Raw genomic sequence first — 19,916 nt, 5'->3', positions numbered from 1 at the left:
ATTAATTCTCCTTTAATTCTAACATACAGGTTATGTTTTTTTATAATTTTTGGTCTCACATCATTTACAAATGTACAGTAAAGTTAGAATATAACTTTAAAATTAAATAGAAGAAATTAATTAGATATTGATGATGTGTCAATATCTTTTTTTGTTGTCTAGATATAAAATGTAATTTGTGATATACTTATGTTGGAATTTTTTTGAAAAATTGAATTATAAATTAATTTTGTAAAAGAATTATATTTTATTGTTAATTTATAATTCAATTTGTTTTGGAGGTTTTATGAAAATAAATTCGTTAAAAAATAGTTTTATAAATATATCTCAAAATCTATATGATTCTGATTTCATTAATCTTGCAAAAATTAATGATGGAAAGATATGTTTTGATAATGACACTTTATTTCTTTCAAAGAACAGTAAGCAAAAATTAAATGCTCAGCCGTTAGAAAGTAATAATGATTGTATTTATGTTTTTAAATATTTTGATTCTTATGGAATTCTTGCAGATTTACCAATAGAAGAATATGTTTCAGAGAAAATTAAGTGTCACGAACTTGTTTTACCTGATGTTATTCAAGGCATGATTGCTAATTATCATATATATAATTCTGAAACGGCACCAGTTTTTATTGCACATAAGGAAGAAATTGATTACAAAAAAATTATTGAAGAAAAGAAATATATAAAAGAATATCATTTTAAAAATATTGATTTATATGTTTATTCCGGAGATGAAGCGAAGAAAATTTTAGATAAATTTTCTGATGTTGAAAGAATGTATGTAGCAGATGGACATCATAGATTATATACATCTTCAATGTTGAAGAATAAAAAAACAGTATTTTCTTGTTTTTTAAGTTTTTCACAAGTTACAATTTCTCCAATTCATAGAGTAATTAAAAATATTGATGCAACTTCTTTTGAAAAAGCAAAGTTATTTATGGATAGTTTTTTAGAAGTTTCTGACGATGCTGAGCTTAAAAAAGGATTTGTTAGAATAACTTATCAAGGAGATTCTTTTATTGTAAAATTAAAAGATACAGAAAATGATTTGTTCTGGAATAATGATGTTTTTAGAATGAATACTCAAATTATTTCAACAGCGTTTAGAATTTTAAATTTTTCTAATGTTGATTATATTGGAGATACTGATATAGATTTTGCTAAAAAAAATCTTGGAAAAAATGATGTTTTAATTGAACTTTGTCCACTAGAATCTGATGAATTTATGGAATTAGCTAATGAAGTTTGTGTTTTACCACCAAAATCCACTTTCTTTATTCCAAAATTTCCATCATTTTTAGTTTTTAAAAAATATAGATAGAGGTGTAAAATGCAAGCAGTTATATTAGCAGCCGGTCTTGGCAGTAGGTTAAAAAAATTAACAGAAAACAATACAAAATCTATGGTAGAGGTAAATGGTATTTCTCTAATGGAAAGAATGCTTAGAATTTTAGATACAAAATCTCTTTCAAATATCGTTGTTGTTACCGGATATAAGAGTGAATTTTTTATTACTTATATAAAGTCTTTAAACATAAATACTAAATTAACTTTTATAAATAATGAAATTTATGATAAAACAAATAATATTTACTCAATGTATCTTGCAAAAGATGAGATGATAAAAGAAGATAGCATTTTACTTGAATCCGATTTGATTTTTGATGATAAAATGATTAGTGAACTTCTAGAAGATAATCGTGAAAATTTGGCTTTAGTAGCAAAATACGAATGTTGGATGGATGGAACTTGTCTAAAAATAAATGAAAATGAAGAAATTTTAAATTTTATTCCGGGTAAGGAATTTAATTTTGATGATGCTGACAAATATTTTAAAACTATAAATATTTATAAATTTTCTAAAGAATTTTCTAAAAATATTTATTTTCCGTTTTTAGAAGCATATATGAGTGCAAATGGTAAAAATGATTATTATGAGGCTGTTTTAAAGACAATTATTGATTTAGGTAAAAACCATATTTTTGCAAAAGTAATTTCAGATGATATTAAGTGGTATGAAATTGATGATGAGCAAGATTTAGATATTGCCTCTTCTATTTTTTCTAGTGGAGATGAAAAACTTTCTAAGTATCAAGTTAGATATGGAGGTTATTGGAGATATCCTAAATTGTTAGATTTTTGTTATTTAGTAAATCCATATTTCCCACCTAAGAAAATGATAGACGAATTAAAATATAATTTTAAAGTTCTATTGGAACAGTATCCTTCAGGACTTGATGTTAATTCTAGACTTGTAGCTAAAATTTTTGATATAAAAAAAGAAAATATAGTTGTTGGTAATGGGGCAGCTGAGCTCATCAAGTCTGTTATAGAAAAAATTGAAGGGAATATTGGATTTATCAGACCGACTTTTGAAGAATATCCTAATAGACATAACTCTGAAAAGTCAATAGTATTTGTTCCAAACCATGATAATTTTTCATATACAGCTAAGGATATAATTGAATTTTATTCTGATAAAGATATTGAGGCTTTAGTTCTTATAAATCCTGATAATCCAACCGGAAATTATATATGTAAAAAGGATATTTTCACTTTAATTGATTGGGCTAAATGTAATGGTATAAAATTTATTTTAGATGAAAGTTTTGTTGATTTTGCTGAAGAAGAAAATCCAACTTTCTTAAATGATGAATTTTTAGCGTTATATAAAGATTTTATCGTTGTAAAAAGTATTTCAAAATCTTATGGAGTTCCTGGAATTCGTCTTGGAGTAGTTGCAACTTCAAATTCTGAGTTAGTTTCAATGATAAAAAAAGATGTTTCTATTTGGAATATAAACTCATTTGGAGAATATTATTTGCAAATATATGATAAATATAAAAAAGTTTATGCTAATGCTTTAGTAGAAATAAAAAATGCTAGAAGAATATTCTTAAAAGAATTAAATGAAATTGAAGAATTTAGAGTTATTCCATCTCAAGCGAATTATTTTACTATTGAATTGAAAAAAGGAACTTCTAAAAATTTATGTTCAAAAATGTTAGAAGATTATAATATTTTTGTTAAAGACTTAACTTCAAAAATTAATTTAGAAAATAGGGAATTTATAAGAGTTGCTGTAAGAAATATTGAAGATAATGAAAGTTTTATTTTTGCAGTGAAAGATTATTTTCAAAAATTATAATTATAAAATACAGTAAAAAAATATTAAAACACGTTTGAGTAGCGTGTTTTAATATTTTAATAGGAGAAGTATGAAAAATGATATGACTCAAGGTAGTATATTTAAAGCTATTTTAAGTTTTACTATCTTTATATTTTTAGGAAATTTATTTCAACAACTTTATAATATTATTGATTCACTTATTGTCGGAAATGTAAATGGAGAAAATGCACTTGCATCGATTAGTGTAACCACTCCAATAGTATTTATGTTTATAGGGTTATTAGTTGGAATTTCAAGTGGTTTTGGAATAAAAATTGCTCATGTTTTTGGAGCAAAAAAATATGAATTATTAAAAAAATATTATGCAATGTCAATAATGATTTCTTCAATTTTGGCTGTGTGTATGATTGTTATATTACTATTAGCAAATAATTTAATATTAAGTTTAATAAACACTCCAAAAAACATATATAATTCAACTTATATATATGTATCCATTATTTATATTGGAATTTTACCAACAATGTTTTATAATTTATGTTCTAGTACATTAAGAGCTATAGGGAATAGTAGAACACCACTTGTATTTTTAATGATTTCATCAATATTAAATATTGTATTAGATATTCTTTTTGTATATTTTTTGAAACTTAATATAAAAGGAGCGGCTATTGCTACTGTAATTTCTCAAGTATTTTCAGTTATTATTTCGTTTTCATATATATTAAAAAAATATGAATTTTTTAGAATTTCAAAAGAAGATTTTAAACTAAATAAAAGAATAATTTTGGAATTGTTAAAACAAGGTGTTCCGATGGGACTTCAATTCTCAATTACTGCTTTTGGAACAATGTTTGTACAAATGGAGTTAAATAAATATGGTACAGAGTATATTGCAGGGTTTGGAGTTGCAGGGAAAATACAAGGCATAGTTTTGCAACTTTTTATAGCATTGGGTGTTGCAGTTGCTAATTTTGTTGGACAAAATTTTGGAGCTAAAGATTTCGAAAGAATAAGAAAAGGAATAAATTATTCTGTAATTATTTCTATAGCATTTAGTATTTTTGCAATATTTTTGATTAGTTTTTTAGGAGATTTTTTTGTAGAAGTTTTTGTTCCGACAGCATCAAATACGATGAAAAAATCATCTTCAATATATTTTAATTGTGTTATGTATTTTTATCCTTGCTTAGCTTTATTATTTATTTATAGAAATGGATTACAAGGATTTGGGCGCTCCGGTTTATCTATGCTGGGTGGACTTTTTGAATTGTTTGCAAGAGTAGGAGTTATATTATTGATAGCAAGTAGTTATGGATATTATGGAGTTTGTTTTTCAGATTCATTAGCTTGGGTCTTTGCGTTGATCCCATTAGTTCCATTTTTCTATAAAGTATATATAGATGAAAAGAAAAAATTTGTATAAAAGACATAAATATGATATACTGAAATGTATTAATATTGGAGGAAATTATGAAAATAGTAGTGGATTTATTAGGCTCTGATAGAGGTGCAGAAACTATATTTAGAGGAGTAGTGGAAACAAGTAAATTACTTAAAGATTTATCTTTTGTAGTTGTTGGACCTAAATCAGTAATAGAAAAAATTGAAATTGATGAAGATTTAGAAGGTAGATTAGAAATTATAGATACTGAAGAATATATTTTAAATACAGAGGAACCGACTTTTGCAGTTAGAAGAAAAAAAGATTCATCTATAGTTTTGGCAATGAAATATTTAGATAAAGAAAATGCAGATGGATTAATTTCTTTTGGGAGTACAGGAGCTGTGCTTGTTTCCGGTTTGTTAATTGTTAAAAGAATGGAAAATGTAGAAAGAGCAGCATTAACAATAACATTACCAACAAATAAAGATAAGATGATTTTACTTGATATCGGAGCTAATATTGAATGTACAAGTGATATTTTAAAACAATTTGCTATAATGGGTAATATTTATGCTAAAGAAACTTTGAATAAAGAAAATCCAAAAATAGCTTTATTGAATATTGGAAGTGAAGATGGAAAGGGAACAAAAATTTTAAAAGAAACTTATTCTATTTTAGAAAATGAAAATATAAATTTTGTTGGAAATATTGAATCAAGAGATATTTTTGATGGCAATATAGATGTTTTAGTTTGTGATGGTTTTCATGGGAATATACTTTTAAAAACTATTGAAGGTTCTGTAAAATTCATAATGTCTAATATGAAGAAATCTTTAATGTCTTCATTATCTGCGAAAATAGGAGCACTTTTAATTAAATCACCAATGAGAAAATTAAAAAAATCTCTTGATTATAAAGAGTATGGAGCTTGCCCTATGTTAGGATTAAAAAAGGTAGTATTTAAAGGCCATGGAAGTAGTGATGAAAAAGCTGTTGTTTCAGGGATTATTTCTATGTGTGATTATATAAATAAAGATATAAATTCTAAGATTGAAAAACAAATTGAGAAAGGAGAAAACTAATGGTTTTTGAAAAAGTTAAAGAATTTTTACAAAATTCGTTTAAAGGAAAAGAAATAGAATTAGATACTAAATTTATAGAAGATTTACAAGCTGATTCTATAAAAATTTTAAGTGTTGTTATGGACATTGAAGATGAATATAATCTTGAATTAGATGAAGAAACTATTCGTTCAATGGTAACTGTAAGAGATTTAGTAGAATATATAGAAAAAAATATTTAAGAGGTAATTTTATGATTACTAAAGAAAGAGAAGAATTATTAAACGAATTAATGCAAACTCTTGGCTATAAATTTAAGGATTTAGAATTGTTAAATTTAGCATTTGTTCATAGGTCATACTTGAATGAATGTAAAGAGGCTAAGATTTCTAATGAAAGATTAGAATTTTTGGGAGATGTTATATTAGGTTTTGTAGTTAGTGTTGAACTATATAGTCAGTTTTCGGATTCAGATGAGGGATATTTAACAAAAATTAGAAGTAAGATTGTTTGTGAAGAATCTTTTTCTTATGCTGCTAGAACATTTGATTTAGGAAAATATCTTCTGTTAGGAAAAGGAGAAGATAATTTTGGTGGTAGAGATAGAAATAGTATCTTAGCTGATACTTTTGAGGCGCTTTTTGGCGCTTTGTATCTTGATGGAGGAATGGACATAGTTACTGAAATAGCTAATAAACATTTTTTTGATACAGTAGTTTATAAGATAAATAAAAATATTTTTATAAAAGATTATAAAAGTTATTTACAAGAATATTTTCATAAAAATTCAACAACTAAAATAGTTTATAATCTTGTAGCAGAAAGAGGCCCTGACCATAATAAGGAATTTGATATGTGTGTAAATATTGATGATAAAGTAATGGGTTATGGTACTGGTAAAAATAAAAAACAGGCAGAACAAAATGCTGCTAGAGATGCACTTGTAAAATCGGGAGCGATAAGTGAATAAATGTAATATAATTCCAATTTTTGTTCCACATTTAGGTTGCCCTCATGATTGTATTTTTTGTAATCAAAGAAAAATAACAAATTTTATTGATGCTCTTGATGAAATAGATATGCGTAAAAATATAGAAAAATATATTTCTTATTTTAAAAATAAAAATATTCCAATTGAAATTGCTTTTTATGGTGGAAGTTTTACCGGATTGGATATAAATTTAATGATTAGTTATTTATCCATAGCAAAAGATTATATAAATAAGGGACTTGTCAATTCTATAAGATTATCAACTAGACCTGATTATATAAACAAAGAAATTTTGGAAGTTTTGGTAAAATACAATGTGAAAACTATTGAGCTGGGAATTCAGTCTATGACTCAAAGCACTTTAGATTTAAATAATAGGGGACATAATGTAGATTGTGTATATGAGGCATCTTCATTAATAAAAGAATATGGTATTAATTTAGGATTACAAATGATGGTAGGACTTTATGGTGATACTTTTGAAACTGTATTGAATACTGCTTTTAAATTATCTAAAATAAATCCTGACTTTGTAAGAGTATATCCTACATTAACCATAAAAGATACAGAATTGGAAAGACTTTATTATATGAAAAAATATATACCTATGAGTCTTGAAGATTCTATTTATTTATGTAAATATGTTTATATATTATTTGAATATTATAACATTCCTATAATAAGATTAGGGTTACAAAGTAGTGATAATATTTCTGAAGATGGAGATGTTGTTGCCGGACCTTATCATCCAGCTTTTAGGGAACTTGTTGAAAGTTCTATTTATAAAGATTTTATAGAATATTATATGAATATTTTAAATATAAAAAATGACTTAATTATTGAATGTAATAATTCTGAAGTTTCAAAGATTGTGGGAAACAAAAAATTAAATTTAAAATATTTTAAAGAAAAGTATAATATGAATATAAAAACAAAAACACATATTTTAGATAAAAATATTTTAAAATTAAATGGAAATATAATATATATGAATGATTTTGTTAATTATATTTTTGAAAAAGATATTTTGAGGAGAGTTAATGAGACTTAAAAGTATTGAAATAAATGGTTTTAAATCATTTGCTGATAAAATAAAGTTAGATTTTGAGACAAATATTACAGCTATAATAGGGCCTAATGGTAGTGGAAAAAGCAATGTTGCAGATGCTGTTAGATGGGTTTTGGGAGAACAGAGTGCTAAAACTCTTAGAGGTAGTAAGATGGAAGATGTTATTTTTTCTGGTACAGATAATAAGGTTAGAAAAAATTATTCGACTGTAAGTATAACTTTTGATAATTCAGATAATATGATACCTATTGATTTTAAAGAGGTAACTATTTCTAGAAAATTATATAGAACTGGTGAAAGCGAATATTTTATAAATAAATCTACCGTAAGATTAAAAGAAGTTAAGGAATTGTTTTTAGATACAGGGATAGGTAGAGAGGGATATTCTATAATCGGGCAAGGTAGAATTGAAGAAATTATTAACGGAAAGTCAGAAGATAGACGTGTTATTTTTGAAGAAGCATCAGGTATTTCTAAAATTAAATATCAAAAAAATGAATCTCAAAAAAAATTATTTAAAGCAAAAGATAATTTAACTAGGCTTAGAGATATAATTATACAAAATGAGCAGAGATTTGACTTTTTAAAGAGACAATCAGATAAGGCTAAAAGAGGTATTGCTCTTTTAGAAAATATTGAAAAGGCAGAATTTTCAAATTCATATAAAGATTATAATAATTTAAGTGTGAATTTTAATAAAATTTCAGAAACTTTAGAAATAAACAAGGAAGAATTATTTGATATAAATAAAGAATTTGAAACCGTAAAATTAAAAATTGCTCCACTTAAGGAAGAACTTGATAAGATTACAGATTTAGTTGAAATAAATTCTACTGATTTAAATAAAATTTCAAATAAAAAAAACGAAATCAAGAGTAAAAAAGATATTTTGCTTGAAAGAAATAAATTTATAAAATTAAATAATGAGCAGTCATTAAATTTTAAAAAAGAATATACTGAAAGTTTAGAAAAAATAAATTCTGAAATTTCAGAAAAAGAAAAAGATATTTCAGGAAAGGAATTAATTTTAAAGCAATATATTTTTGATAAAAATAAAGTTAAAGATGAACTTACTAAAAATAGAGAGTTATTGAGCTCCAAAAATGAAGTTTTGGATAAATTGTCTTTAGAAAAATCTGAAATTGAAAATAATATAAATGATTTAGAAACTGAAAAAAGAGCAAATGAAATTATAAAAGATAATATACAAAAGAAAATAGAAGAAAATATCGAAGAAGTTTTTAAACTTAATACAGAAAAAGAAGAACTTGAAAAAATATTATCTGAAAATAAATTTCTTTTGGAATCTAATATTCAAAAAGTTGAAAATATAACTTTAGATATTTCAAAAACTGAATCCTTTTTAAATGATTTAGAAACAGAATATAATTTTTTAAACAGTCAAAATTCTAATGCAAACAATGAAATTTCTTATAAAAGTAAAGAAGTTGCTATGTTAAAAAATTATATTAGAAATTATGAGGGATATGGTAAATCTGTTCAAGATTTATTTAAACTTTGTGATAAAGAAATTGAATTAAAGAAAATGATTTGTGGAACTCTTGGAGAGCTTATTTCTGTTGATGAAAAGTATAAAAAAGCAATAGATACAGTTCTATCTTCAAATCTTCAGGGAATTGTGGTTCATGATGATTTAGAAGCAAAAAAAATAATAGAAAAAATAAAGCTTAATAAGATTGGCAGACTTAATTTTTTTCCAATTTCAAAAATATTTTCTAAAAGAGAACATGGAAATATAACTGATGACTATATATTATCTTTTGCAAATGAAATAATAACTTGCGATGATGAATATAGAAATATTGTCAATTATTTTTTGTCTAACACTGTTATATGTGAAAATTTAGATATTGCATTAAAATTATCCAATAAATATAAAAATAAATTTAGAATTGTTACATTAGATGGTGATGTTATAAATAGTTGGGGTTCTATTTCCGGTGGATATAAGTCAAATAAAAATTCTTTTTCTGTAATTGGAAGAAAAAAACAATTAGAACAGACTTTATCTGAAATTAAAAATTTAGAAAATATTTTAAGTGAAAACTCAAATAAAATTTCTAAGATAAAGTTAAATGCTAATTCAAGTAAAGAAAAGTTGATTAATTTAAAAAATGAAAAAGATGATACTAACTTAAAAATTGATTCCTTGCAAAAATTAATTTATAAAAATGAGTTTGATATAAAAAATATTTTAGATAAAATTGATGAAATAAATAATTATAAGGAAAATCATAAGGAATTTAATTTAGATAAAGAAAAAGAATTGGATTCATTTGTTGAAAAAAATATTTTTATAGCTAATGAAATAAATAAAATAAATTCAGAAATTAATGAAATTAAAGATTCTATTTCAAAATTAGAAAAAGAAGAAATTGTCGTTATAAATAATTTAGATTCAGTTGAAAGAGATATAAATCTTTTGTTAAATTCAAAGAATATTTTATTAGAAAATAAGATTTCTACTGAAGATAAATTAAAATTAAAAGAAAATGAGTTATTAGATTTAGAAACTCAATTCAAAAATAATTTAATTGAAATAGACAATATAGAAAAATTAGTTATAGATTTAGATTTCAGTATTGATGAATTGAGAAAATCAATAGTATATAATACTGATTTAAAGAAAAAATTAGTATCAGATAATGAAGAAGTTTCAAAAAAATATAATGAATTAAATGAAAAATCTTTAACTCTAGAAAAAGATATTGAAAAAAATGAATTAAGAATTTCTAATTTGAAGGAACAATTTTCTTCTTTGATAAATAGACTTTGTGAGGAATATTCTTTAACTTTAGAAGAATGTGAGAAAAAGATGGAATTATACAAAGAAGAGTGTTTTTCTAAAGATGAATTGAAGAAATTAAAAGAAAATTTAAGAGAACTCGGCTCTTTTAGTTACGATTCAATAGAAGAATTTGAAAAAGTTAAAACTGAGTTGGAATTTCAAAAGAGTCAAGAAATTGATTTGCAAAATTCTATTGAAGATATAAATAAAATTATATTAAAATTAGAAAATACAATGAAAAAAACTTTCGTTGATGAATTTAAAAATATTAATGAAAAGTTTTCTAATATTTTTAAAATTCTTTTCAACGGAGGAGAGGCAAGACTTGAGCTTGATAGTGATGATATTTTAAATTGTGGAATAGATATTATTGCAAAACCGGTTGGTAAAAAAATGCAGACATTATCTTTAATGTCTGGTGGAGAAAAATCATTGACAGCAGTAGCATTATTATTTGCAATCTTTGAAACAAGGCCATCTCCTTTCTGTATTTTAGACGAAGTTGATGCTGCACTAGATGATTCAAATATTTTAAGATATGTTGAATATTTGAAAAACTTCTTAACTGAAACTCAATTTATAATGATAACTCATAGAAAGCCTACTATGGAAATGGCAGATATGATTTATGGAGTAACTATGGAGCAAAAAGGTATTAGTAAAATTGTTTCTATGACATTTAATGAGGGAGAATAGTATGTTTAATTTTTTTGGAAGTAAAAAAGAAGAAAATACAAATGAAGAAATTGTTGAAAAAAAACAAGGTTTCTTTGAAAGATTAAAAAATGGATTGACTAATACTAGAAATAATTTGTCTAGTAAAATTGATAAGTTACTATCTATGTCAACTAAAATTGACGAGGATTTATTTGAAGAATTAGAATATATTTTAGTTTCAGCAGACATTGGTGCTAATGTAACTATGGAACTAATTGATGATTTAAAAGATATTGTAAGAAGTGAAAGAATGACTGAGCCAGTTCAAATAAAGGAAAAATTAATTGAACTGATGAATATAAAATTATCAGAAAAGGAATTAAATCATAATTTCAATATAGTAGAAGGTATTCCTACAATTATACTTGTAGTTGGAGTTAATGGAGTTGGGAAAACAACTTCTATTGGAAAACTTGCAAATAAATTCAAATCAAAAGGAAAAAATGTTATGCTGGTTGCGGCGGATACTTTTAGGGCTGCTGCTACTGAACAACTAACTGAATGGGCAAATAGAGCAGGAGTTCCTATTGTTTCAAATGAAGAAGGTGCTGACCCTGCATCAGTGGTTTTTGATGGAATTCAAAGCGCAAAAAGTAAAAATATAGACGTGTTGATTTGCGATACTGCAGGCAGACTTCATAACAAAAAGAATTTGATGAATGAATTAAATAAAATTACTAGAGTAATAGATAGAGAATTTTCTAATGCTAATAAAGAAGTCACTCTTGTTCTCGATGCTACAACTGGACAAAATGCCATTGTTCAAGCAAAAGAATTTAGAGATACGGCAAATATTGACGGTGTAATACTTACTAAATTAGATGGGACAGCAAAGGGTGGAGTTGTTTTTGCAATTCAACTTGAAATGGGAATCCCTGTAAAACAAATTGGTATCGGTGAACAAATAGATGATTTACAAGATTATAATGATGAAGATTTTGTAAATGCAATTTTTAGATAGTTTTTAAAATTAACGTTGAAATATACGTTAATTTTTTTTGAAAAATTTTGTTGTTTATTTATAAATATAGTGATAGAATTGTAGTATAATTTTGCATTTTGGAGGAAATAATATGAATAAAATATATGATGCAATAATAGGGCTTGTTATAGGAGATGCATTAGGTGTTCCTTATGAATTTAAAGATAGAAATAGTTTTGAATGTACAGATATGGTTGGATATGGTACATATAATCAACCTAAAGGAAGTTGGTCTGATGATAGCTCTATGACTTTAGCTACGATTGAAAGCATATCGAGATTAGGGAAAGTTGATATAGAAGATATAGCCAATAATTTTATCAAATGGTTATACTATGGAGAATTTACACCTTATGGAGAAGTTTTTGATGTTGGAAGTACAACTAAAATTGCATTAGATAGATATTATAAAGAAAAAATATCTGTTAAAAAATGTGGGCTTGATGATTTTTATTCTAATGGTAATGGTTCGCTAATGCGCATACTACCTTTAGCATTTTTAGAATGTAAAACTGAAGATATTATTTCTGTTTCCAGTATAACTCATGCAAATAAAATTTCTTGTAATGCTTGTATAGTTTACATAAATATTGCAAAAAATTTAATAAATGGTTTAGATATTATTACATCAATAAAAGATTCTTTTGAATATATAAATATTCCCGAACTTGAAAGGTTAAAAAATATTGAAGATTTAAAACTTAATGATATAAAAAGCAGTGGATATGTAATAAACACTTTAGAAGCTGTGATTTGGTGTTTAATTAATACTACAAGCTATAAAGAATGTGTCTTAACAGCTGTTAATTTAGGAGAAGATACTGATACTATTTCTGCTATTGTTGGAGGATTAGCAGGAATATATTACGGAAGAAATAGTGAAAATGGAATTCCAAAAGAATGGGTAAATAATATTGCTAGAAAAGAGTGGATAAAAAGTTTATGTACTAAATGTTTTGAAAGATTAAATATGTAAATTATAGGATAAAAAATTTTAAAAAACTATTGACAAATATGTATTTAATGGTATAATAATAAGGTCAAGAAAAAAACTTGACCCATTTAAGAGGTGATTATGGAAAAAATAGTTGAGATAGCAGTTCTATTTGATTATTATGGTAAACTTCTTAGCGATAAGCAATATAATGTTGTTGACCAACATTGTAATGAAGATTTATCTCTTAGAGAAATTGCTGAATTAAATGGAATTTCTAAACAAGGTATATCAGATATTTTAAGCAGAGCAGAAAAAAAATTAAAGTTTTATGAAGATGAGTTAAAATTAATTTCTAAATTTGAAAAAATAAATTCTAATTTAAGAGAAATTAATAAGTTAATTGAGGATTCTAAAAATAAAAATTCTGATTTGTCTAATATTCTTGATATTATTCAAAAGAAAAATAATGAAATTATCGAAAATGATTTATAGGAAGTGATAGGAATGATATTTGAGAATTTATCTGAAAAACTTCAAGGAGCTTTAAATAAGTTAAGAGGCAAGGGAAAATTATCCGAAAAAGATGTAGATCTTGCTATGAGAGAAGTTAAACTTGCACTTTTAGAATCAGATGTAAATTTTAAGGTTGTAAAACAATTCATAAATAATGTAAAAGAAAGAGCTATTGGTAAGGAAGTAATGGAGAGTTTGACTCCGGCACAACAAGTTATTAAGATAGTAAATGAAGAACTTACTGCTCTTATGGGGAAAAAGGAAGAAAAAATTCAAATTGATTCTAATCCTCCAACTATTATTATGCTTTGTGGATTACAAGGTGCTGGTAAAACTACACATGCAGGAAAACTTGCTAAGTATTTTTTAAAGCAAAATAAAAGACCGTTACTAGTAGCATGTGATGTTTACAGACCTGCGGCTATAAAGCAATTACAGGTAGTTGGAAAATCAGTTGATGTTCCAGTATTTACTATTGATGATTGCAAAGATGTTACTAAAATAGCTAATGAATCTATAAAATTTGCAAATTCTAATTCTAAAGATATAGTTATATTAGACACAGCTGGTAGATTGCATATAGATGACGTTTTAATGGATGAATTGAAGGCTATAAAAGATTCAGTTAAACCTATTGAAATTCTGTTGGTAGTAGATTCTATGACAGGACAAGATGCAGTTAATGTTGCAGAAAGTTTTAACAACGAATTAAATATCACCGGTGTAATAATGACTAAGTTAGATGGTGATGCTAGAGGTGGAGCTGCTTTATCTATAAAAGCAATTACTAACAAACCTATTAAATTTATTGGTGTTGGAGAAAAGTTGGATGATTTAGAACAATTTTATCCTGATAGAATGGCATCAAGAATTTTAGGAATGGGCGATATTTTATCTATGATAGATAAAGTTCAAAAGCAATTTGATTTAAAGCAAACTAAAGAGCTTGAAGAAAAAATTAGAAAACAAAGTTTTACATTAGATGATTTTTTAACTCAGATGAGGCAAGTTAGAAATATGGGTCCATTACAAGATTTACTTGCGATGATGCCGGGTGTTAATTCTAAAATGTTAAAAGATGTAAATGTTGATGAAAAAGAACTTGATAAAATTGAAGCTATGATTTTATCAATGACAAAAAAAGAAAGAGAAAATCCAGATATTCTTGATAATTCAAGAAAGCAAAGAATTGTTAAAGGTTCTGGTACAAGTATTACAAATCTTAATAAATTGATTAAGCAATTTAAAGATAGTAAAAAGATGATGAAAAAAATGCAAGAAATGACTAAAGGAGCTAAGAAAAAAGGGAAATTTGGTTTACCTTTTTTTAAATAAATTTTAAGGAGGACAATATGGCAGTTAAAATTAGATTAAAAAGAATGGGTTCAAAGAAAAAACCATTTTATAGAATAGTTGTTGCCGATTCAAGAGCACCAAGAGATGGTAAATTTATCGAAGAAATTGGATATTATAATCCATTAACAGAATCAAAGGAAATTAAGGTTGATGCTGAAAAGGTAAATGCTTGGATTAAAAACGGAGCAAAACCAACTGATACTGTAAATAGATTGTTTAAAAACAATAACATATATTCTGAAAATAAATAAGGATTATATCTATGAAAGAATTAGTTGAATTTATAGTAAAGTCTTTAGTTGATAATCCTGATAATTTAGTTATTACAACTGAGGAAGAAGGAGATTTAGTAAAGATTTTTATTAAAGCAGACGAAAATGATATTGGTAAAATTATAGGAAAGCAAGGAAAAATTGCTAAGGCTATAAGAACAATAGTTAGGTCTTCTGCTATGAAGTTAGGTAAAAAGGTAATAGTAGAAATAAATTAGTATTATGGAATTTATAGAAGTAGCTAAAATTATAAATGTTCACGGAATAAAAGGGACTGTAAAAATATATTCATTAACTTCCAATATAGAAAGATTTAAAGCTGATTGTAAATTTTATATTGATAAGAAAATAGCAGTTACTATAAAATCTGTTAGAGAATTAAGTTCTGAACTGGCTTTATTAACTTTTAATGAGTATGACAATATTAATCAAGTTTTAGAATTCAAAAATAAAGGACTTTTCGTTGAAGAAAGTGATTTATTAGAACTTCCAGACAATGAGTTTTATATATATAAACTCATAGGAATGGATGTTTACAATCAAGATGATAAGTTTATTGGCAAAATAAAAGATGTCTTAACTACATTAGCTAATGATGTGTATGATGTTGATTATAATGGAAAAAGTGTTTATATTCCAGCTGTTAAAGAATTTGTAAAAAAAGTTGATATGGAAAACTCTATAATAAAAGTAAATACAATAGATGGTATATTAGATGATTAAAATTACAATTTTAACTTTATTTCCGGAATTTATTGATTCGATTAGAAATTATGGTGTTTTAGGAAAAGCCATTGAAAAAGGTATTATTGAACTTGAAGTTTTAAATATAAGAGATTTTTCTAAAGATAAACATAATAAAGTTGATGATGAAATTTATGGTGGTGGTGCTGGTATGCTTATGGCTGTTCAACCGGTTTTTGATGCTATAAATTTCAGTAAAAAAGATAATTCAAAAGTTTTGTTTCTTTCTCCACAAGGAGAAGTTTTAACACAAAATAAATGTAAAGAATTATCTAAAAATGAACATTTAATATTTTTATGTGGACATTATGAAGGCATTGACTCTAGAATTATAAACAATTTTGTGGATGAAGAAATTTCTGTGGGGGATTATGTTGTAACTGGTGGTGAAATTCCTGCTATGTTACTTATGGATGCTATTTGTAGAATGGTTGATGGAGTATTGGGAAATTCTGAAAGTGCACCTACTGACTCTCATTATAATTCATTGTTACAATATGATGTTTTTACAAGGCCTAGAGATTTCAATGGATTAAAAGTTCCAGAAGTTTTGCTTAGTGGGAATCATAAAGAAATTGAAAAATGGAGAGAAAAGTCTTCATTAGAAAATACTAAGAAAAAAAGACCTGACTTATATGAAAAATATATTTTGAAGAAAGAATAGGGTGCTCCTCTGATTTTAGATAGAAATTTAAGAGCATTGATATTAGGAGGAATCGTTGTGGATATAATAAAACAAATTGAAAACGAACAATTAAGACAAGAAAAATTTGATTTCAATGTTGGTGATACTGTTGTTATCGGATATAAAATCAAAGAAGGTAATAGAGAAAGAGTTCAAGCTTTTGAAGGAACAGTAATTAAGATTCAAGGTAAAGGTTCAAGAGCAACTTTTACAGTAAGAAGAGTATTACAAGGAGTTGGAGTTGAAAGAACTTTCCCAATTCATTCACCAAGAATTGAAAGCTTAAAGGTAGTTAGACGTGGTAAAGTAAGACGTGCGAAATTATACTACTTAAGAGATAGAGTGGGTAAAGCTGCTAAAGTTAAAGAATTAAAGAAATACTAAAATTTAAGTACCTCGATTTTTTCGAGGTACTAATTTTATAGAAATGAGGAAAATATGGATTTATTTAAAATGAATTACAATTTATTTTCTAAATCATCAAAGCCATTAGCTGAAAGAATGAGGCCTGAAAATTTATCTAGCTTTGTTGGACAAGATAATATAATAAAAAATAATTCTGTGCTAAAAAATATGATTAAAAATAATAAATTTGCATCAATGATACTTTATGGACCACCTGGAAGTGGTAAAACTTCTCTTGCAAATATTATTTCTCATAGTACTGATAATTTTTTTGTTAAGATTTCTGCAGTTACTTCTGGAACTAAAGAAGTAAAAGATATTGTTGAGCTTGCAAAAGATAACTTATCAATGTATAATAAAAAGACCATATTATTTATAGATGAGATACATAGATTTAATAAAATGCAACAAGATTTTTTACTTGAATATGTTGAAAATGGAGATATAATTTTCATAGGGGCTACTACGGAAAATCCTGCTTATGAAGTTAATAGTGCTTTATTATCAAGGGTTATAGTTTTTGAACTAAAAACTCTCGCATTTGATGAATTAAAAAATATAATTGATAATGCTATTTTAAATGATGAATTATTAAAAAATAAAACAATATCTTATACAGAAGATGGTATTAATTATTTAATAAAAATGTCAAATGGAGATGCAAGGACTGCTTTGAATTATTTAGAGCTCATTGTTGACAATATTGAAGAAGATAAAAAAGTTATTTCTGAAGATGTAATAAAAACTATATTTGATAAAGTCAAAGTTTATTATGATAAAAATTCGGATAAACATTATAATTTTATATCTGCATTTATAAAGTCTATGAGAGTTGGTGATGCTGATGCCGTTGTTTATTATTTGGCATCTATGTTAATTGCTGGAGAAGATATAAATTTTATTGCAAGAAGAATGATTATTTTTGCATCAGAAGATATAGGAAATGCAAATCCAGATGCACTTGTTTTAGCTAATGCTTGTGCTGAATCTGTTAGAAAAATTGGTATGCCTGAGGCTAGGATAATCTTATCGCAATGCGCAATATATCTTGCTTGTAGTGAAAAAAGTAATAGGTCATATATTGCTATAAATGAGGCGTTAAAATATATTAGAGAAAATGGACTTGAAGAAGTTCCTGATTTTTTAAAAAGTGGTAGAACTATTTCAAAGAAAAATGAGGAATATAAATATCCTCATGATTACGAAAATATGCATACAGGTCAAGAATATTTACCTGAAAAAGTTAAAAATTTAAAATTTTATAATCCTAAAAATATTGGATATGAAAAAAATTTTATTGATAAATTAAAGGAGGAATAGTATGTTTTTATTAAAAGATATTTTTGCAAATGAAAAAGATTTTATTAACAAAGAAGTTGAAGTGGCAGGTTGGATTAAGAATAGTCGTTTCAATAATAATATAGGTTTTATTGAACTTAATGATGGAACTACATTTAAAAGTGTTCAAATTGTAGTTGAGTCAAAATTAGATAATTTTCAAAATGTTTCAAAATTGCTATTGCCGTCAGCAATAATTGTTAGAGGAAAAGTGGTTGAAAGTACAGGAGCAAAACAAAGTTTTGAAATAAATGCATCTGAAATAGTTGTTGAGGGAGAATCTAATGAAAAATATCCTCTTCAAAAGAAAAGACATACATTTGAATTCTTAAGAACAATTCAACATTTAAGGCCAAGAACGAATACATTTAATGCTGTTTATAGAGTTAGGTCAGTGCTTAGTTATGCAATTCATAAATTTTTCTATGAAAGAGGATTTGTTTATGCTCATACTCCAATCATAACTTCAAGTGATGCAGAAGGCGCTGGAGAAATGTTTAGAGTTACAACTTTAGATATAAACAATATTCCAAGAACTGAAAGTGGAGAAATTGACTTTACAGAAGACTTTTTCTCTAAACCTACTAATTTAACAGTTAGTGGTCAATTACAAGGCGAAGCATTTGCTATGGCATATAGAAATATTTATACTTTTGGTCCAACTTTTAGAGCTGAAAATTCAAACACTACTAGACATGCTGCTGAATTTTGGATGATTGAACCTGAAATTGCATTTGCTGATTTGAATGATGTAATAAAATTATCAGAAGATATGGTAAAATATATAATAAAATTTGTTTTAGAAAATGCACCAGATGAAATGAAATTTTTCAATGACTTTATTGATAAAGAATTACTTGAAAGATTAAATGCTGTTGTAAATTCTGAATTTAAGGTTATGACTTATACTGAAGCTGTTGAAATTTTAAAATCTTCAAAAGAAAAATTCAAATACCCTGTTGAATGGGGAATGGATTTAAAAACAGAACATGAAAGATATATCTGTGAAAAAGTTGTAAAAGGTCCTGTATTCTTAACTGATTATCCAAAAGAGATAAAAGCATTTTATATGAGACTTAATGATGATAATAAAACTGTTGCTGCAACAGATATGTTAGTCCCAGGAATTGGGGAATTAATCGGAGGAAGTCAAAGAGAAGAAAGGCTTGAAATTTTAGAGCAAAAAATGAAAGATTCTAATATGAATATAGAAGATTATTCTTGGTATTTAGATTTAAGAAGATTTGGTGGAACTAAACATGGTGGATATGGATTAGGATTTGAAAGAATGTTAATGTACTTAACAGGAATGCAAAATATAAGAGATGTATTACCTTTCCCAAGAACTGTTGGTCTATGTGAATTTTAATTTAATAAAAATATTTAAATGAGATGTTTATTAGCATCTCATTTTTTTATATTAAGTAATAAAATATACTAAATTGCAAGAATAAATTAGCCACATAAAAATAATTCTCTAGGCGTTTTGTAATTGAATATTTTTTTAGGAT

Annotated in this window: 19 protein-coding genes; all 19 read left to right on the top strand. The window is 25.6% G+C overall.

The features are described 5' to 3' along the window. Nucleotides 1–286: 286 nt before the first annotated feature. The 19 genes from IBJ83_RS07710 (at nucleotide 287) to asnS (ending at nucleotide 19,774) form a co-directional block, all read left to right on the top strand. Nucleotides 287–1,330, top strand: a complete 1,044-nt coding sequence (locus IBJ83_RS07710) for a DUF1015 family protein (protein ID WP_201275993.1) — start codon at nucleotides 287–289, stop codon at nucleotides 1,328–1,330. A 9-nt stretch (nucleotides 1,331–1,339) separates the two neighbouring features. Continuing rightward, nucleotides 1,340–3,157, top strand: a complete 1,818-nt coding sequence (locus IBJ83_RS07705) for an aminotransferase class I/II-fold pyridoxal phosphate-dependent enzyme (protein WP_201275992.1) — start codon at nucleotides 1,340–1,342, stop codon at nucleotides 3,155–3,157. A 70-nt stretch (nucleotides 3,158–3,227) separates the two neighbouring features. Then, complete coding sequence (locus tag IBJ83_RS07700) at nucleotides 3,228–4,565, top strand: MATE family efflux transporter (protein ID WP_068472423.1); 1,338 nt, start codon at nucleotides 3,228–3,230, stop codon at nucleotides 4,563–4,565. A 47-nt stretch (nucleotides 4,566–4,612) separates the two neighbouring features. Further along, nucleotides 4,613–5,608, top strand: coding sequence for a phosphate acyltransferase PlsX (plsX, locus tag IBJ83_RS07695; RefSeq protein ID WP_201275991.1), 996 nt, complete (start codon nucleotides 4,613–4,615; stop codon nucleotides 5,606–5,608). Continuing rightward, nucleotides 5,608–5,829: an acyl carrier protein gene (locus tag IBJ83_RS07690; RefSeq protein ID WP_068472419.1), complete on the top strand. Its 222-nt coding sequence runs from the start codon at nucleotides 5,608–5,610 to the stop codon at nucleotides 5,827–5,829. The genes plsX and IBJ83_RS07690 overlap by 1 nt, the downstream gene beginning before the upstream one ends. Before the next feature lie 11 nt (nucleotides 5,830–5,840). After that, nucleotides 5,841–6,557: a ribonuclease III gene (gene rnc / locus IBJ83_RS07685; RefSeq protein ID WP_068472417.1), complete on the top strand. Its 717-nt coding sequence runs from the start codon at nucleotides 5,841–5,843 to the stop codon at nucleotides 6,555–6,557. Beyond that, on the top strand, nucleotides 6,550–7,629 hold the full coding sequence (locus tag IBJ83_RS08585) for an elongator complex protein 3 (RefSeq protein WP_201275990.1): 1,080 nt from the start codon (nucleotides 6,550–6,552) through the stop codon (nucleotides 7,627–7,629). Before rnc ends, IBJ83_RS08585 begins: the two co-directional genes overlap by 8 nt. After that, nucleotides 7,619–11,152, top strand: coding sequence for a chromosome segregation protein SMC (gene smc / locus IBJ83_RS07675; protein ID WP_201275989.1), 3,534 nt, complete (start codon nucleotides 7,619–7,621; stop codon nucleotides 11,150–11,152). The genes IBJ83_RS08585 and smc overlap by 11 nt, the downstream gene beginning before the upstream one ends. Nucleotide 11,153: 1 nt before the next feature. Continuing rightward, nucleotides 11,154–12,134, top strand: a complete 981-nt coding sequence (gene ftsY / locus IBJ83_RS07670) for a signal recognition particle-docking protein FtsY (protein WP_201275988.1) — start codon at nucleotides 11,154–11,156, stop codon at nucleotides 12,132–12,134. A gap of 112 nt (nucleotides 12,135–12,246) precedes the next feature. After that, the gene (locus IBJ83_RS07665) at nucleotides 12,247–13,131 is read left to right on the top strand and encodes an ADP-ribosylglycohydrolase family protein (protein WP_201275987.1); all 885 of its coding nucleotides are present in this window, start codon (nucleotides 12,247–12,249) and stop codon (nucleotides 13,129–13,131) included. Nucleotides 13,132–13,230: 99 nt separating this feature from the next. Then, the gene (gene ylxM / locus IBJ83_RS07660; protein WP_201275986.1) at nucleotides 13,231–13,584 is read left to right on the top strand and encodes a YlxM family DNA-binding protein; all 354 of its coding nucleotides are present in this window, start codon (nucleotides 13,231–13,233) and stop codon (nucleotides 13,582–13,584) included. Between the two features lie 12 nt (nucleotides 13,585–13,596). After that, entirely contained in the window at nucleotides 13,597–14,940 is a 1,344-nt protein-coding gene (ffh, locus tag IBJ83_RS07655) for a signal recognition particle protein (protein WP_068472399.1), read from the top strand. 17 nt (nucleotides 14,941–14,957) lie between these two features. Beyond that, entirely contained in the window at nucleotides 14,958–15,212 is a 255-nt protein-coding gene (gene rpsP, locus IBJ83_RS07650) for a 30S ribosomal protein S16 (protein WP_004833375.1), read from the top strand. A gap of 11 nt (nucleotides 15,213–15,223) precedes the next feature. Further along, nucleotides 15,224–15,451: a KH domain-containing protein gene (locus IBJ83_RS07645; RefSeq protein WP_068472397.1), complete on the top strand. Its 228-nt coding sequence runs from the start codon at nucleotides 15,224–15,226 to the stop codon at nucleotides 15,449–15,451. 4 nt (nucleotides 15,452–15,455) lie between these two features. Next, complete coding sequence (gene rimM, locus IBJ83_RS07640) at nucleotides 15,456–15,956, top strand: ribosome maturation factor RimM (RefSeq protein WP_201275985.1); 501 nt, start codon at nucleotides 15,456–15,458, stop codon at nucleotides 15,954–15,956. Further along, the gene (trmD, locus tag IBJ83_RS07635; RefSeq protein ID WP_231698911.1) at nucleotides 15,949–16,641 is read left to right on the top strand and encodes a tRNA (guanosine(37)-N1)-methyltransferase TrmD; all 693 of its coding nucleotides are present in this window, start codon (nucleotides 15,949–15,951) and stop codon (nucleotides 16,639–16,641) included. The genes rimM and trmD overlap by 8 nt, the downstream gene beginning before the upstream one ends. Nucleotides 16,642–16,698: 57 nt before the next feature. Further along, entirely contained in the window at nucleotides 16,699–17,046 is a 348-nt protein-coding gene (gene rplS, locus IBJ83_RS07630; RefSeq protein WP_068472394.1) for a 50S ribosomal protein L19, read from the top strand. Between the two features lie 54 nt (nucleotides 17,047–17,100). Continuing rightward, nucleotides 17,101–18,387: a replication-associated recombination protein A gene (locus IBJ83_RS07625; protein WP_201275984.1), complete on the top strand. Its 1,287-nt coding sequence runs from the start codon at nucleotides 17,101–17,103 to the stop codon at nucleotides 18,385–18,387. 1 nt (nucleotide 18,388) lies between these two features. Beyond that, the gene (gene asnS / locus IBJ83_RS07620; RefSeq protein ID WP_201275983.1) at nucleotides 18,389–19,774 is read left to right on the top strand and encodes an asparagine--tRNA ligase; all 1,386 of its coding nucleotides are present in this window, start codon (nucleotides 18,389–18,391) and stop codon (nucleotides 19,772–19,774) included. Nucleotides 19,775–19,916: the final 142 nt, after the last annotated feature.

Origin of the sequence: Parvimonas parva, assembly GCF_016552165.1 — a bacterium.
GTDB classification, from domain to species: domain Bacteria; phylum Bacillota; class Clostridia; order Tissierellales; family Peptoniphilaceae; genus Parvimonas; species Parvimonas parva.
The sequence above is the reverse complement of the archived record's forward strand: the minus strand, read 5'-3'. Positions and strand labels throughout refer to the sequence as shown.